Raw genomic sequence first — 13,769 nt, forward strand, 5'->3', positions numbered from 1 at the left:
TCGCGTTTACGCTACGTTTATAATTTCTTTTTTCACCAGAGACATACGTCATGCCAACGATTGTTACTCATGCCGCCGTGCCCCTTTGTCTGGGGCTGGGTCTTGGCAGCAAAGTTATCCCAAAAGGTTTGTTGCTGGCGGGGATGGGCTTAGCCATGCTGCCGGACGCCGATGTGCTGGCGTTTAAATTTGGCGTTGCCTACGGCAATATTTTCGGCCATCGCGGGTTTACCCATTCGCTGCTGTTCGCCTTTGTGGTGCCGCTGTTGGTTACCTGGCTTGGGCGCAAGAAGTTCAAGGCGAGCCTGACGCGCTGTTGGGTGTTTTTAACGGTTTCGCTGTTGTCGCACAGTTTGCTGGATTCGGTGACCACCGGCGGCAAAGGGGTTGGCTGGTTATGGCCGTGGTCGGATGAGCGCTTTTTTGCTCCGTGGCAGGTGATCAAGGTCGCGCCCTTCGCGCTGTCGCGCTATACCACGCCGTACGGGCACCAGGTGATCATTTCAGAGTTAATGTGGGTGTGGTTGCCAGGGGTGATTGTGATGGGGTTATTGTGGTGGCGCAGGCGTTAACCGCCACGTGGTTGATTGCCGGATCGCGCTGAACGCTTATCCGGCCTACCTGGCTCACGTGGAATGATAGGCCAGGAGTAGGCCGGATAAGGCGAAGCCGCCATCCGGCGAACGTATACGGTATACGATTAACCCGTAGCCGTTTTTATGCTGTTACTTACGACGCCAGGTTGTGCCCTGCGGGCCATCTTCCAGCACAATTCCCATCTCATTGAGACGATCGCGCGCCGCATCGGCTGCCGCCCAATCCTTCGCTTTACGTGCGTCCAGACGTTGTTGGATCAGCTGCTCGATCTCCACGACTTCACCGTCATCCGCCTGCGCGCCGCTTTGCAAGAACAGATCCGGATCCTGCTCCAACAAACCCAGCACACCCGCCAGTTTGCGCATATGTGACGCCAGCGCATTCGCCGCGTGGGCATCTTCCGTTTTCAGGCGGTTCACTTCGCGCGCCATATCAAACAGCGCCGAGTAAGCTTCCGGCGTATTGAAGTCATCGTTCATCGCGTCGACAAAACGCGCTTCAAACGCTTCGCCACCTTCTGCGGGCACCGACGCATCCGTCCCGCGCAGCGCGGTGTACAAGCGCTCCAGCGCGGAACGCGCCTGTTTGAGGTTTTCCTCGCTGTAGTTCAGTTGGCTGCGATAGTGACCAGACATCAAGAAGTAACGGATGGTTTCCGCGTCGTAATACTTCAGCACGTCGCGCACGGTAAAGAAGTTGCCGAGGGATTTTGACATCTTCTCGCGGTCAACCATCACCATGCCGGAGTGCATCCAGTAATTGACGTATTCGCCATCGTGCGCGCAAGTGGACTGGGCAATTTCGTTTTCATGGTGCGGGAACATCAAATCCGAGCCGCCGCCGTGAATATCAAAATGCGAACCCAGTTGTTTGCAGTTCATCGCCGAGCACTCAATGTGCCAGCCAGGACGCCCTTCACCCCACGGCGATTGCCAGCTCGGTTCGCCCGGCTTGGACATTTTCCACAACACGAAATCCATCGGATTACGCTTCACTTCGGCAACTTCAACACGCGCACCGGCTTGCAATTGATCCAGATCCTGGCGCGAAAGCTGGCCGTAAGTCGGATCCGTCGGCACGGAGAACATCACATCGCCGTTTTCCGCCACGTAAGCGTGACCGCGTTCCAAAAGACGTTCAGTGAGTTCAATAATTTCGTGAATATGGTGTGTGGCGCGCGGTTCGTTGTCCGGGCGCAGGATATTGAGCGCGTCAAAATCCTTATGCATCTCAACGATCATCCGGTCGACCAGCGCGACAAAGCTTTCGCCGTTTTCATTAGCGCGCTTAATGATTTTGTCGTCGATATCGGTGATGTTGCGCACGTATTTCAGCTTATAGCCAAGAAAACGCAGATAACGGGATACCACATCGAAAGCGACAAACGTACGGCCATGACCAATATGACAGAGATCGTAGACAGTGATACCACACACGTACATGCCGACTTCCCCGGCATGGATAGGTTTGAATTCCTCTTTTTGGCGCGTCAGTGTATTAAAGATTTTTAACATCGAAGATTCCGTGTAGACGTGTGTGGAATGAAAACCGCTTATATTACCTGTAATTCAAACCCGAAGCAGCACACTTTGCAAGGTGATCCAGCCTCGCGGTTATGCTATAACAGGCGACTATCTCTGGCCCACATCCGGGTCGCAGCACCACACTATCAGAACAGGATGCAATAATGGTCACTTTCCACACTAATCACGGCGACATCGTAATCAAAACCTTCGATGACAAAGCGCCTGAAACAGTTAAAAACTTCCTGGACTATTGCCGTGAAGGTTTCTACAACAACACCATTTTCCACCGTGTCATTAACGGTTTTATGATTCAGGGCGGCGGTTTTGAACCGGGCATGAATCAGAAAGTCACCAAAGATCCAATCCAAAACGAAGCCAACAACGGCCTGAAAAACACCCGTGGTACGCTGGCAATGGCCCGTACTCAGGCGCCGCACTCCGCCACCGCGCAGTTCTTCATTAACGTCGCTGACAACGACTTCCTGAACTTCAGCGGCGAGAACCTGCAAGGTTGGGGTTACTGCGTGTTCGCAGAAGTGGTTGAAGGGATGGACGTGGTCGACAAAATCAAAGCGGTGTCCACCGGCCGCAGCGGTATGCATCAAGACGTACCGAAAGAAGACGTTACCATCGAAAGCGTGGACGTCAGCGAGTAATTCGTGGCGACACTCTTTATCGCAGACCTGCATCTGCACACAGAAGAACCGGCAATCACCGCCGGTTTTCTGCGCTTTTTAGCGAGCACCGCGCGCGAAGCGGATGCGCTCTATATTCTGGGCGATCTGTTTGAAGCGTGGATTGGCGACGACGATCCCAACCCGCTGCACCAGCAAATCGCCGAAGCGATCAAATCCCTCGTCGACAACGGTGTGCCTTGCTATTTCATTCATGGCAACCGCGATTTTCTGCTCGGCAAACGCTTCGCCCGCGCCAGCGGTATGCAATTACTGCCGCAAGAGCAGGTGCTTGATCTTTATGGTCGCAAGGTGCTGATTATGCACGGCGACACGCTCTGTACAGACGATGTGGACTACCAGGCGTTACGCGCCAGAGTGCATCAGCCGTGGCTGCAAACCCTGTTTCTCGCCCTGCCGCTGTTTATTCGCCATCGCGTGGCCGCGAAAATGCGTGCCGGAAGCAGCGCCTCGAATAACAGCAAGACGCTGGAAATGATGGATGTGACTCAACAGGCGGTGGTTGACGCCATGGAAAAACATCACGTTCAGTGGCTGATCCACGGTCACACCCATCGCCCGGCCGTGCATGAACTCACCGCGAATCACGCCCCGGCGTACCGCGTAGTATTAGGGGCGTGGCACAGCGAAGGGTCAATGGTGCGCGTCAGCGAAACCGACGTTGAGCTGATCCCTTTTCCCTTCTGACAGCGTTCGCTCTTGCTCCTGCGCCTGCCATAAACGGGCGTAAAGCCCGCCCTTCGCCAGCAAGTGCGTATGCGTGCCTCGTTCCACAATCCGGCCATTCTCCAGCACTAAAATCTGCGACGCGAATTCAACGGTGCGCAGACGATGGGCGATCATCAATACCGTTTTCCCACGCGCCAGCTTGCTGAGCGCCATTTGCACCTGCGCCTGAGAAAGCGGGTCCAGCAGGGCTGTGGCTTCGTCGAGAATGATGATCGCCGGATCTTTTAACATCATCCGCGCAATCGACAGCCGCTGACGCTCACCGCCGGAAAGCCGCTGCGCACCCTCGCCCAATCGCGTGTGGTAACCCTGTGGCAGCCGCTCGATGAATTCCTGGCACCAGGCCTGGCGGCAGGCTTCAATTATCTGTTCATCATTGGCCTGCGGGTTGCCAATGCGCACATTGTCCAGCACCGAGCCATCAAACAGCTGCACATCCTGCATCACATACCCCATACGCTGGTGCAGTTCGCGCGCGCCGAGTTTCGCCAACGCAACACCGCCGAGCGATATTTCACCCTGCTGCGGCGACCAGAAACCGCCCAACAAATGCAGCAACGTGCTTTTGCCGCTGCCGGAGGGCCCCACCAGCGCCGTCACGCTACCTTCCGGGGCAGTGAAGGAGATATCGCTGACCACCGGCTGACTATCGTAGGCGAAACTCACCTTCTCAAAACGAACGCTGTTCCCTTGCGTGGTGGAACCATTGCCCTCCTCCGGCTGCGTGGGTTCGGCCATTAACGCGTCCAGTTTTGCCGCTGATTGCCGCATCACCCGCAGCAACGTAAACCACGCCGCCGCGTCCAGCAGCGGGCTAATCACTTTGTACCCCACCAGCACAAACAGCAGCCATGTCGCTGGCGGTAGCGCGTCTTGCTGCCACAGTGCGGCGGCGGTGATAAACATCACTACTAACCCGCTTTCTGCCAGCAGGCGAAACAGCAGCACACCGCCACCTCCCCAGGCTTCCATCCCCATACTCGCACGGCGGATATCGGCAAATGTCTCATCGAGGCGCACCAGCATCTGTTGATGGCGGTTAAACAAACGCAGGGTTTTGATACCGCTAACAAACTCGACCAGCAAGCCGGAGGCGATGGCAAACCGCTGCCCCTGCTCACACGCGCCGCGCAGCAGGAAATGGGTCATCAGCCACAGCAGCAACGCGCCAGGAATCACGGTGGCAAACAGCGCCAGCGTGAGCCACGGGTCGACCAGCATTAGCAGCATTGCAAACAGTAGCGGCGTGACCAGCCCCAGCACCACTTCCGGCAGCATATGCGAGAAAATCTCTTCCACCCGTTTCACTTGGTCGGTCAGCAGCGCCGAGGTTGAACCAACCCGATGCCGCTGAAACCAGCCGAGCGGCAAACGCCGTAAATGCTCGGCCAGCGCCTGACGGTACTGGCTCATCAACGCGTAGCTGCCAAGAAAACAGTCCAGTTGACCAAAATGGGAGAACACCAGTTGCGCCAGCAGGCAAATGCCCAGCCCGGCAGCGAGCCAGCTCCACTGGCTCCAGCCCCCGCCGCCCCACTGCAAATCGCCAAGGGCAAGCCAGGCGATAAAAAACGGCAACACCGTAAACAACTGCGCCAGCGTGCGCAGCGCAATGCCGCGTAAAAACTGGCGACGCCCCTGTTGTGAATAACGTAATAACCCGCTAAGCCCTTGCACCCGCTGCCTCCTGTTGTTGATCACGAATATGCCACTGCTGTAAGCGAAACTGGCTGTGCCACAAATCCCGATACAGCGGGCTGTCGCGCAATAACGCCGGATGGTCGCCAAGCGCGACCAGTTCACCGTTATCGAGCAGCAAAATAGCCTCGGCGTGCTGCACGGCGAAGAGCCGGTGGGCAATGGCCACCACGGTCATCGCAGGCCAGGTCTTGCGCAGAGCGAGATAAAACGCGTTTTCGGTCAGCGCATCGGCGAACGCCGTGGCTTCATCGAGAATGAGTATTGTCGGTTGCGCCAGTAGCGCTCGCGCAATGGCAATCCGCTGACGTTCGCCGCCTGAAAGGCTCACGCCCCGCTCGCCAACCAGGGTTTGCAGGCCTTGCGGTAGCGCCGCAACAAACGCCTGTGCCTGTGCAACACCCAGCGCCTGCCAGATTTGCTCATCGCTGGCCGACGGGCAGCCAAGCCGCAGGTTTTCCGCCAACGTGCCGCGAAAAATAAACACCTCCTGGCTGACCATCCCCAGCAACTGCGCGCGGCGAGCATCAGAAAGGCGGTCAACCGCCACGCCGCCCAGCGTGATTTCGCCTTTGTCGGGCGACAATAGACCGGCCATCAACCAGGCGAGGGTCGATTTCCCCGCGCCGGACGGCCCCACCAGCGCGTAAAACCCGCCCGGCGAAAGGGTAAAAGAGAGATCGTTGAGAATGGGGCTGCCGGGGTAGCCAAAATACACATGGCTAACCTGCAAGCGGAGGTCGGCAGGCGTCGGATCGTCATTGCTTGCGGCAGGTTGCAAAAAGACAGCGATGCGCGCCACGCCCGCCAGCATTTCGCGGATCAGAGAGGCCATAAACGTTACGCGCAATAGCGGCTGAATCAGCCCGCTCCCGAGCAGTAAAATCAGGATTAACTGCGCCACCGTCAGGCCGCCGTGGCTTACCCGCCAGATCCCCAGCGGCAGCAAAATAAAGATGCTGGCATTGAGCAGCACCGTAAACAGCGACCAACCGGGCACCGCACTGTGCGTAAAACGGGTGATCAGCGCGCGGTACTGTTCGAGGCTATCGTTCAGCAGGCGAAAGGCGCGACTGCTCTGGCAAAACGCCTTCATCACCGGAATGCCGCGCACATATTCCACAATCGCGGCGTTCAGCTTACTGGTCGCCGCGTTATATTCCGCGACCCGCTCAGCCATGCCGCGCATGGCGATTTTCTGCGCCAACAACGCCAGCGGAACCGTTGCCAGCGCAGCCAGCGCCATTTGCCAGTCGCTCCAGAAGAGAAACGCAGCGGCCACTAACGGGCTGAGTAATGCGGCGGTGAAATCCACCGTATGGTGAGCGATAAACCCTTCCAGCCGTTCGACATCGTTGATCACGATATTGCGCAAACTGCCGGAAGCGTAGGTCGAAAGCTGGCTTAAGGGCAGGCGCGTCAGCCCGCGCGCGACAGCCATGCGCACATCGTAAAGTACGCGAAACGCCGCCCGATGGCTAAACCACCCGGCGATCGCCAACAGCAGATATTTCACCCCCAGCGCCAGCGCTAACCAGGCGGCCAACTCCAGCAAATTTTCCGGGTGCTGAACGGCTTGCCAGAGCAAATACCAGGGCAGCAATTCACTGATAACCGACAGCGCCGCCAACAACATCGCGGCGATTAGCCCGGCGCGCTGCCCGGCAATCAGCGTCAGTAAAAGGTGAGACGGCGAGTTCATGGCGGTTCCTCCCGTGGGAACGGAAGGAGGACTAACGTGTGACATCTGGCGTTCCCTGTTATGAAAAAAAGCGGGCGACGCCGTGCGTTTTGCGCGTCACCCGGCGGGAGGCGCGTGGTTTTTACGGTACGCTCCCGGCGTCATACCAAATTGCTGGCGGAAAAAACGGTTTAAGTGGCTGGCGTGGCTAAAGCCGCTCTGGACAGCAACCTCTTGCAGCGAAAGCCGATCTCCCAGCAGATGACGGGCATGTTCCAGCCGCCTTTGGATCACGTAGTTCCATAGCGTGATGCCAAACATCGCTGGAAAGCCGCGCTTGAGAGCCATCAAACTGAGCCCACAAATCTGGGCGATTTCCCCCATCGACTGCACCTGCGTAGCATGCTCGCGCACATAATCGCGTGCCGCGATCAGCCGCCTTCGGTCACGGCTTTGCAACTCCCGCGTCGGCGCCGGGCTGGCGGCGAACAAATCAACACCGCGCAGTGCTTCCCATAAAGCACCGAGCGCCAGGCTTTCCAGCCGTAACGTCCCCAGCGCACTTTCGTCATTCCACGCCAGCAATATCTGGCGCAATTGTTCCTGCAATGCGTGATTCAGCGCCGCGCTAAACACGCGCCCGCCCTCTTCCGGCAGCGGTAACGCAGCGGCATAGAGCGTATTGAGCAGCGCGGGTTCAAAGTCGACGATCAGCAGATCGTAAAAGTGGTTGCGGGGGAAAAAATCGAACCCGCTGCATGACACTGCCGAACAGGAGATCAGCAGTGTGTTGGCGCCGAACTGCTGCACCTTTTGCTGGTTAAGCTGGAAAGTGCCTGCCCCTTCACGCATCAGCACCAGCGAGAAATGCGCCGGAAAATCGCCGCGCACCACTTTGTCATTGCTGAGCGTCGTGCAAATCGCCGTCAGGCGAATGCGCGGCGACAGCACCCTGCATCGCATGCCGGGCATTGTACGTTGATTCATCGCGGTTCCTTGCGCCACAAAGATGATAATGGTTGTTATTAAGCCGGATGATGCAATAGCGAACCCGAACGTGCAATCGCGAAGGGCAGTGCGCCAGGCGATGACGTCGTAAAGAAGCGGTGAATTTTGGACACCTTCTGCGTAGCGAATTTCGCCAGCGAACATCGCTACGCAACCGTTTTCCTTGCCGGTATTCCGTGCTATTCTCTGTGCCCTCTTACGTAGTCTGAAGCACACCCACAGGAGTTTTGAGACGCATGTCTTCAAGCAACCAACCGGCGCGCATCGCCATTGTTATGGGCTCGAAAAGCGATTGGGCCACCATGCAATTCGCCGCAGAAATCCTCGATACCCTGAATGTCCCGCACCATGTTGAAATCGTCTCCGCACACCGCACTCCGGACAAACTTTTTAGCTTCGCCGAAAGCGCTGAGCAAAAGGGTTTTCAGGTGATTATTGCCGGTGCCGGCGGCGCGGCGCATCTGCCGGGCATGATTGCCGCCAAAACGCTGGTACCAGTGCTGGGTGTGCCGGTACAAAGCGCCGCATTAAGCGGTGTCGACAGTCTTTATTCCATTGTGCAAATGCCGCGCGGTATTCCGGTCGGTACGCTGGCGATTGGCAAAGCGGGCGCGGCAAACGCGGCGCTGCTGGCCGCGCAAATCCTCGCCCAGCACGATGCCGCGCTGCATCAGCGCCTGGCGAACTGGCGCAAAGCGCAGACCGATGATGTGCTGGATAACCCGGACCCACGGGGTGCGGCATGAAACAAGTTTGTGTATTAGGCAACGGTCAGCTTGGCCGCATGCTGCGCCAGGCCGGTGAGCCGCTGAGCATCGCAGTTTGGCCGGTAGGGCTGGATGAAGCGCCAGAAGCGGTGCCCTTTCAGCAGAGTGTGATCACCGCAGAAATTGAACGCTGGCCGGAAACGGCATTAACCCGCGAACTGGCGCGCCATCCGGCGTTTGTTAACCGCGATGTGTTCCCGGTGATCGCCGATCGTCTGACGCAAAAACAGCTGTTCGATAAGCTGGAATTAGCCACCGCGCCGTGGCAGTTGCTGGCGGATAAAAGCGAATGGCCGGCGGTATTTTCCCGCCTTGGCGATCTCGCCATCGTGAAGCGCCGCGTCGGCGGCTACGATGGTCGCGGGCAGTGGCGTTTGCGCACCGCCGATACCGATCAGCTACCGGATGAGTGCTACGGCGAATGTATCGTCGAGCAAGGCATCAATTTCTCAGGCGAAGTTTCTCTGGTCGGCGCACGCGCCCACGACGGCAGCACCGTGTTTTATCCGCTGACCCACAACCTGCATCAGGATGGCATTCTGCGCGCCAGCGTGGTGTTCCCGCTGCCGAATGCACAACAGCAGAAGCAGGCGGAAACGATGCTGTCGGCGATCATGCACGAGTTGAATTATGTGGGCGTGATGGCGATGGAGTGTTTCATCACCCCGGCCGGGCTGCTGATTAACGAACTGGCGCCGCGCGTGCATAACAGCGGGCACTGGACGCAAAACGGCGCGTCGATCAGCCAGTTTGAGCTGCATCTGCGCGCGGTAGTGGATTTGCCGCTGCCGCAACCGGTGGTCAACAGCCCGTCGGTGATGATCAACCTGATTGGTACCGATTTAAACTACAACTGGCTGAAGTTGCCGCTGGTGCATCTGCACTGGTACGACAAAGACGTGCGTGCGGGGCGCAAAGTCGGCCATCTGAACCTGAATGATGACGATAACGCACGCCTGAGGGCGACGCTGGAAGCATTAGTTCCGCTGCTGCCGCCGGAGTACGCCAGCGGCATCGCCTGGGCGCAATCGAAGTTGTAGCCGCTATGCCCGGTGGCGCTTCGCTTACCGGGCCTACAAAACCGAGCCCAAAGCCAAATCAGCGTTTGTCCCGTAGGCCGGATAAGGCGCAGCCGCCATCCGGCAAAACCGCACCACCATTCACAAAACCAGCGTTCGTTCGTAGGCCGGATAAGGCATCGCCGCCATCCGGCGAAATCCCCTCAGAGCCGTCGGCAAAACGCACCTTTGTTCTCCCCTTTTGCGGGCGTAAAATCTGTACCCGCTTTTGCAGAGGACGCCACATGAACAACGCCACGGATTATCTTGCCATCCTGCGGGATGACATCCCCCTTATTGATGTACGCGCGCCGGTTGAATTCGCGAAGGGCGCGATGCCCTCCGCCCTCAACCTGCCGTTAATGAACGACAGCGAACGCGCGGCGGTAGGCACGTGTTACAAACGCGAAGGCGCGCAAGCTGCATTGCGACTCGGCCACCAATTAGTAAACGGTGAATTACGCGAACAGCGAATCGAGGCGTGGCTGCAAGCCTGTGCGCAACATCCGCAGGGGTATCTTTGTTGTGCGCGCGGCGGCCAGCGTTCGCATATTGCACAGCAGTGGTTGCGCGAGCGGCAGGTGGATTACCCCCTGGTGGTCGGCGGTTATAAAGCGCTGCGCCAGGCCGCCATTGAGGCGACCCACCAGCGCATACAGCGCCCGCTGCTACTGGTTGGCGGCTGTACCGGCAGCGGCAAAACGTTGCTGGTTCGCGCACAAACAAATGGGATTGATTTGGAAGGGCTTGCCCGCCATCGAGGGTCGTCGTTTGGCCGCACAGTGCAGCCGCAGCGTTCACAGGCCAGTTTTGAAAATCATCTGGCGGCGGCGCTGCTGAAAATCACCCCGGATTTTTGGCTGTTGGAAGATGAAGGGCACGCGATCGGCGCCAATCATTTGCCCGACATTGTGCGTGAGCGGATGGCGCAATCGCCGCTGGTAGTGGTGGATGAACCGTTTGCGCGACGCCTTGAACGCTTGCGCGAGGAGTATTTTGTGCAGACGTTGCGGGCGTACATCGAACGCGATGGCGAAGAAACCGGCTGGCGCGCTTACGCCGAGTATCTGCGCCACGGGCTGTTTGCGATTCGCCGCAGGCTGGGGTTACAGCGCTTCGAGCAGCTCAGTGTGCGGCTGGAATCCGCCTTAAGCGAGCAACAGCGCAGCGGCAAGAGTGAAGCGCATTTCGCCTGGCTCGCACCGTTGTTGGAGGAGTATTACGATCCGATGTATCGCTACCAGCTTGAGAAACGCGCGCCAGCCATTCGTTTTCGCGGCACGTTCGAGGACGTATCCGCATGGTTGGCGGCGTTGTAATCGCCGGATGGCGGCTGCGCCTTATCCGGCCTACATTGGGGTGGGTAATCCGTAGACCGGATAAGCGTTTAGCGCCATCCGGCAAACATCAGCCCACAAGACATCAATGCCGGTCGCGTTTATCGGCGCGTTTCGCCAGCCAGTCGCCCAACATCTGCACCACCTGCACCAGCACAATCAGCGCCACCACCGTTACGATCATCACCTGCGTTTCATAACGGTAATAACCGTAGCGAATCGCCAGGTCACCGACCCCGCCGCCGCCCACAATCCCGGCCATTGCCGAATAACCGATCAGGCTCACCAGCGTAATGGTCAACCCGCGCAGCAGACCCGCGCTGGCTTCCGGCAACAGCACCGTACAAATAATGCGTAACGGGCTGGCACCAAAGGCTTCCGCCGCTTCAATAATCCCTTTATCCACTTCGCGCAGCGCGCTATCCACCAGCCGGGCGTAGAAAGCAATTGCGGCGACAGATAACGGCACCGACGCGGCAATCGGCCCGATGGTATTGCCCAGCAGCCACTGCGTCAGCGGCAACAACAGCACCAGCAGAATCACGAACGGCACGGAACGAATGATGTTCACCAGCACCGAGCTAATCAGGTAAACCGCGCGGTTTTGCCAGAACAGGTGTCTATCGGTAACGAAAATCAGAAAACCCAGCGGTAAGCCGCCGACAATCGCCAGCACCGTTGAGATGCTGAGCATCTGGAATGTTTCGCCAAACGCCAGGCTCAGGTCAGCCAATAAATCATCCACGGATCACCTCCACCTGCGCGGTCCGGTTGCGAATATAGTCCACGGCGTCGCTCACCGCCGCAGGGTTATCTGCGGCGGTCAGTTGCACCACCAGGATCCCCAGCGCCCGCTCGCCGATGTACTCGATTTTGCCGTGCAGAATATTCACCGCCACGCCAAATTTCACCGCCGCGTCAGAGAGCACCGGTTGTTCGGCGGAATCGCCAATAAACAGCACCTTCAACAACTGGCCCGGCAAATGCTGCTGCAAGCGATCCGGCAACGTCAGGTTGAGGGTATGCGACACCAGTTGCTGCGTAAACGCATGCTGCGGATGGGCAAAAACATCAAATACTGCGCCCTCTTCCACCACTTTGCCGGCGGACATCACCGCCACCCGATCGCAGATCGATTTGATCACATTCATCTCGTGTGTGATCAGCACAATGGTGATGCCCATCTGCTCGTTGATCTGTTTTAACAGCGCGAGAATGGTGGCGGATGTTTCCAGATCCAGTGCAGATGTCGGTTCGTCGCACAGCAACACATCCGGATGATTGGCGATGGCGCGCGCAATACCGACGCGTTGTTTTTGGCCGCCGCTGAGCTGCACCGGGTAGCGGTTCGCTTTATCGCTTAAGCCGACTAACGCCAGGATCTCCGCCACGCGCGGCGCGATTTTGCTGCGTTCCCAACCGGCGGCTTTCAGGCTGAAAGCGACGTTTTGCGCCACGGTGCGGGTGTGCATCAAATTAAAGTGCTGAAAAATCATACCAATACGCTGGCGAGCCTGGCGCAGCGTAACGCCTTCCAGCGCGGATATCGCCACGCCGTTGATGTTGACGCTGCCCTGGCTTGGGCGTTGCAGCGCATTCAGCGTGCGCAGCAGCGTGCTTTTGCCCGCACCGCTGGTGCCGACAATGCCGAAAATCTCCCCGGCGGCAATGCGTAACGAAACATCTTCTACCGCGCGGGTCGCGTTACTGCTGCCGCGACCGGCGGGAAAATCCACGCACACGTTTTCTATTTCAATCATGCAAACCTCAAACGGCAAAAGGCAGGCCGCAGCCTGCCTGTTAAATCAGCCGGATTATTACTGCTTATCCGCGCTCTGCATCCAGTCTGGTTTCTGGAAAGCGGTAAATACGTTTTTTGGATCGTCGATCACCGCGCGATAAGCGGGCGATTTCACCACGTCGACAATATCTTTGGCGAACGGCTTATCTGCATCTTCGGTACGTACGGCGATGATATTTTTTAGATTCTCATCCAGGTGCTCTTGTTTGAGCGCGCTGTTGAGATCCATACCGGCGGCAATGGCAAAGTTGCCGTTAACCAGCGCGGCGGTAACGCCATCCAACGTGCGCGGCAATTGCGCGGCTTCCAGCGGCTTAAACACCAGCCCTTTCGGGTTGCTGGCGATATCACGCTCGGAGGCTTTGGTCGGATCGATGGAATCTTTGATGGTGATGAGGTTCAGCGATTGCAGGAAACGCAGCCCGCGCGCCAGGTTGGTCGGATCATTGGAGAGCGTCACAATGTCGCCCTTTTTCAGCTCATCAAGGCTTTTGATTTTATGGGAATAAAAACCCATTCCCGCCGTGGGAACCGAGAGCAGTTTGGTTAATTTCAGGCCTTTGTCGGCGGTGAATTTATCGAAATAGAGGCTGTGCTGGAACAGGTTGGCATCGATGCTACCGTTCGCCAGCGCCATGTTTGGCTGCACGTAATCGCTGAATTCGCGCACCACAACTTTGTAGCCTTTCTCTTTTAGCGACGGCGCAATGGCCTGTTTCACCATGTCGCCGTAAGGGCCAGGTGCAACGCCGAAAATGATGGTGTGCGGATCGCTGCTGGCGTGCGCGAACGGTAAACCACAAACCAGAAGCAGCGCGCCGAAGGCCGCGCGTAAGCTGAGACGACGTCCCATAAAATCTCCCTAATGAAGT

The 13,769-nt window shown here is 57.7% G+C and carries 14 protein-coding genes; 6 read left to right on the top strand and 8 right to left on the bottom strand.

Translation table 11 applies throughout. The annotated features are described in order from the left end of the window. The first annotated feature begins 50 nt into the window (after nucleotides 1–50). Nucleotides 51–572 carry a metal-dependent hydrolase gene (locus AAEY27_RS16220; RefSeq protein WP_342321760.1) on the top strand — a complete coding sequence of 174 codons (522 nt, stop codon included), beginning with the start codon at nucleotides 51–53 and terminating at the stop codon, nucleotides 570–572. 153 nt (nucleotides 573–725) lie between these two features. On the opposite strand, the gene cysS is transcribed toward AAEY27_RS16220, so the two are convergent. Beyond that, a complete protein-coding gene (cysS, locus tag AAEY27_RS16225) occupies nucleotides 726–2,111 on the bottom strand; it encodes a cysteine--tRNA ligase (protein ID WP_342321761.1) in 1,386 nt (461 codons plus the stop codon). Nucleotides 2,112–2,284: 173 nt separating this feature from the next. On the opposite strand from cysS, the gene ppiB reads away from it, so the two are divergent. Both ppiB and lpxH read left to right on the top strand, forming a co-directional pair. Next, the gene (gene ppiB / locus AAEY27_RS16230) at nucleotides 2,285–2,779 is read left to right on the top strand and encodes a peptidylprolyl isomerase B (RefSeq protein ID WP_342321762.1); all 495 of its coding nucleotides are present in this window, start codon (nucleotides 2,285–2,287) and stop codon (nucleotides 2,777–2,779) included. A 3-nt stretch (nucleotides 2,780–2,782) separates the two neighbouring features. Next, nucleotides 2,783–3,505 (top strand): UDP-2,3-diacylglucosamine diphosphatase, encoded by a 723-nt coding sequence (gene lpxH, locus AAEY27_RS16235; protein WP_342321764.1) that lies wholly within the window; start codon nucleotides 2,783–2,785, stop codon nucleotides 3,503–3,505. Here the strand turns inward: lpxH and AAEY27_RS16240 are convergent. The 3 genes from AAEY27_RS16240 to AAEY27_RS16250 form a co-directional block, all read right to left on the bottom strand. Further along, nucleotides 3,452–5,224: an ABC transporter ATP-binding protein gene (locus AAEY27_RS16240; RefSeq protein WP_342321765.1), complete on the bottom strand. Its 1,773-nt coding sequence runs from the start codon at nucleotides 5,222–5,224 to the stop codon at nucleotides 3,452–3,454. The genes lpxH and AAEY27_RS16240 overlap by 54 nt on opposite strands. Beyond that, entirely contained in the window at nucleotides 5,211–6,947 is a 1,737-nt protein-coding gene (locus AAEY27_RS16245) for an ABC transporter ATP-binding protein (protein WP_342321766.1), read from the bottom strand. Before AAEY27_RS16245 ends, AAEY27_RS16240 begins: the two co-directional genes overlap by 14 nt. A 96-nt stretch (nucleotides 6,948–7,043) precedes the next feature. Next, on the bottom strand, nucleotides 7,044–7,913 hold the full coding sequence (locus AAEY27_RS16250) for a helix-turn-helix domain-containing protein (protein WP_342321767.1): 870 nt from the start codon (nucleotides 7,911–7,913) through the stop codon (nucleotides 7,044–7,046). A gap of 257 nt (nucleotides 7,914–8,170) precedes the next feature. Here AAEY27_RS16250 and purE point away from each other — a divergent pair, with 257 nt between their 5' ends. Both purE and purK read left to right on the top strand, forming a co-directional pair. Continuing rightward, nucleotides 8,171–8,680, top strand: coding sequence for a 5-(carboxyamino)imidazole ribonucleotide mutase (gene purE / locus AAEY27_RS16255; protein ID WP_342321769.1), 510 nt, complete (start codon nucleotides 8,171–8,173; stop codon nucleotides 8,678–8,680). Beyond that, complete coding sequence (purK, locus tag AAEY27_RS16260) at nucleotides 8,677–9,741, top strand: 5-(carboxyamino)imidazole ribonucleotide synthase (protein WP_342321770.1); 1,065 nt, start codon at nucleotides 8,677–8,679, stop codon at nucleotides 9,739–9,741. Before purE ends, purK begins: the two co-directional genes overlap by 4 nt. Nucleotides 9,742–9,799: 58 nt before the next feature. Here purK and AAEY27_RS16265 read toward each other — a convergent pair whose 3' ends face one another. After that, nucleotides 9,800–10,006 (bottom strand): hypothetical protein, encoded by a 207-nt coding sequence (locus AAEY27_RS16265; RefSeq protein WP_342321771.1) that lies wholly within the window; start codon nucleotides 10,004–10,006, stop codon nucleotides 9,800–9,802. Between AAEY27_RS16265 and mnmH the strand changes: the two genes are divergently transcribed. Then, the gene (gene mnmH, locus AAEY27_RS16270) at nucleotides 10,005–11,078 is read left to right on the top strand and encodes a tRNA 2-selenouridine(34) synthase MnmH (protein ID WP_342321772.1); all 1,074 of its coding nucleotides are present in this window, start codon (nucleotides 10,005–10,007) and stop codon (nucleotides 11,076–11,078) included. The two genes, AAEY27_RS16265 and mnmH, sit on opposite strands and share 2 nt — an antisense overlap. Nucleotides 11,079–11,181: 103 nt before the next feature. Here mnmH and AAEY27_RS16275 read toward each other — a convergent pair whose 3' ends face one another. Genes AAEY27_RS16275 through AAEY27_RS16285 form a run of 3 tightly spaced genes read right to left on the bottom strand, consistent with a single transcriptional unit; the run spans nucleotide 11,182 to nucleotide 13,750 of the window. Next, nucleotides 11,182–11,841, bottom strand: a complete 660-nt coding sequence (locus tag AAEY27_RS16275; protein ID WP_007373618.1) for a methionine ABC transporter permease — start codon at nucleotides 11,839–11,841, stop codon at nucleotides 11,182–11,184. After that, nucleotides 11,834–12,856, bottom strand: coding sequence for a virulence-associated ABC transporter ATP-binding protein SfbB (gene sfbB, locus AAEY27_RS16280; RefSeq protein ID WP_342321774.1), 1,023 nt, complete (start codon nucleotides 12,854–12,856; stop codon nucleotides 11,834–11,836). The genes AAEY27_RS16275 and sfbB overlap by 8 nt, the downstream gene beginning before the upstream one ends. A gap of 57 nt (nucleotides 12,857–12,913) precedes the next feature. Beyond that, entirely contained in the window at nucleotides 12,914–13,750 is an 837-nt protein-coding gene (locus AAEY27_RS16285) for a MetQ/NlpA family ABC transporter substrate-binding protein (RefSeq protein ID WP_342321775.1), read from the bottom strand. Nucleotides 13,751–13,769: the final 19 nt, after the last annotated feature.

Origin of the sequence: Kosakonia sp. BYX6 (assembly GCF_038449125.1) — a bacterium.
Classification (GTDB): domain Bacteria; phylum Pseudomonadota; class Gammaproteobacteria; order Enterobacterales; family Enterobacteriaceae; genus Kosakonia; species Kosakonia calanthes.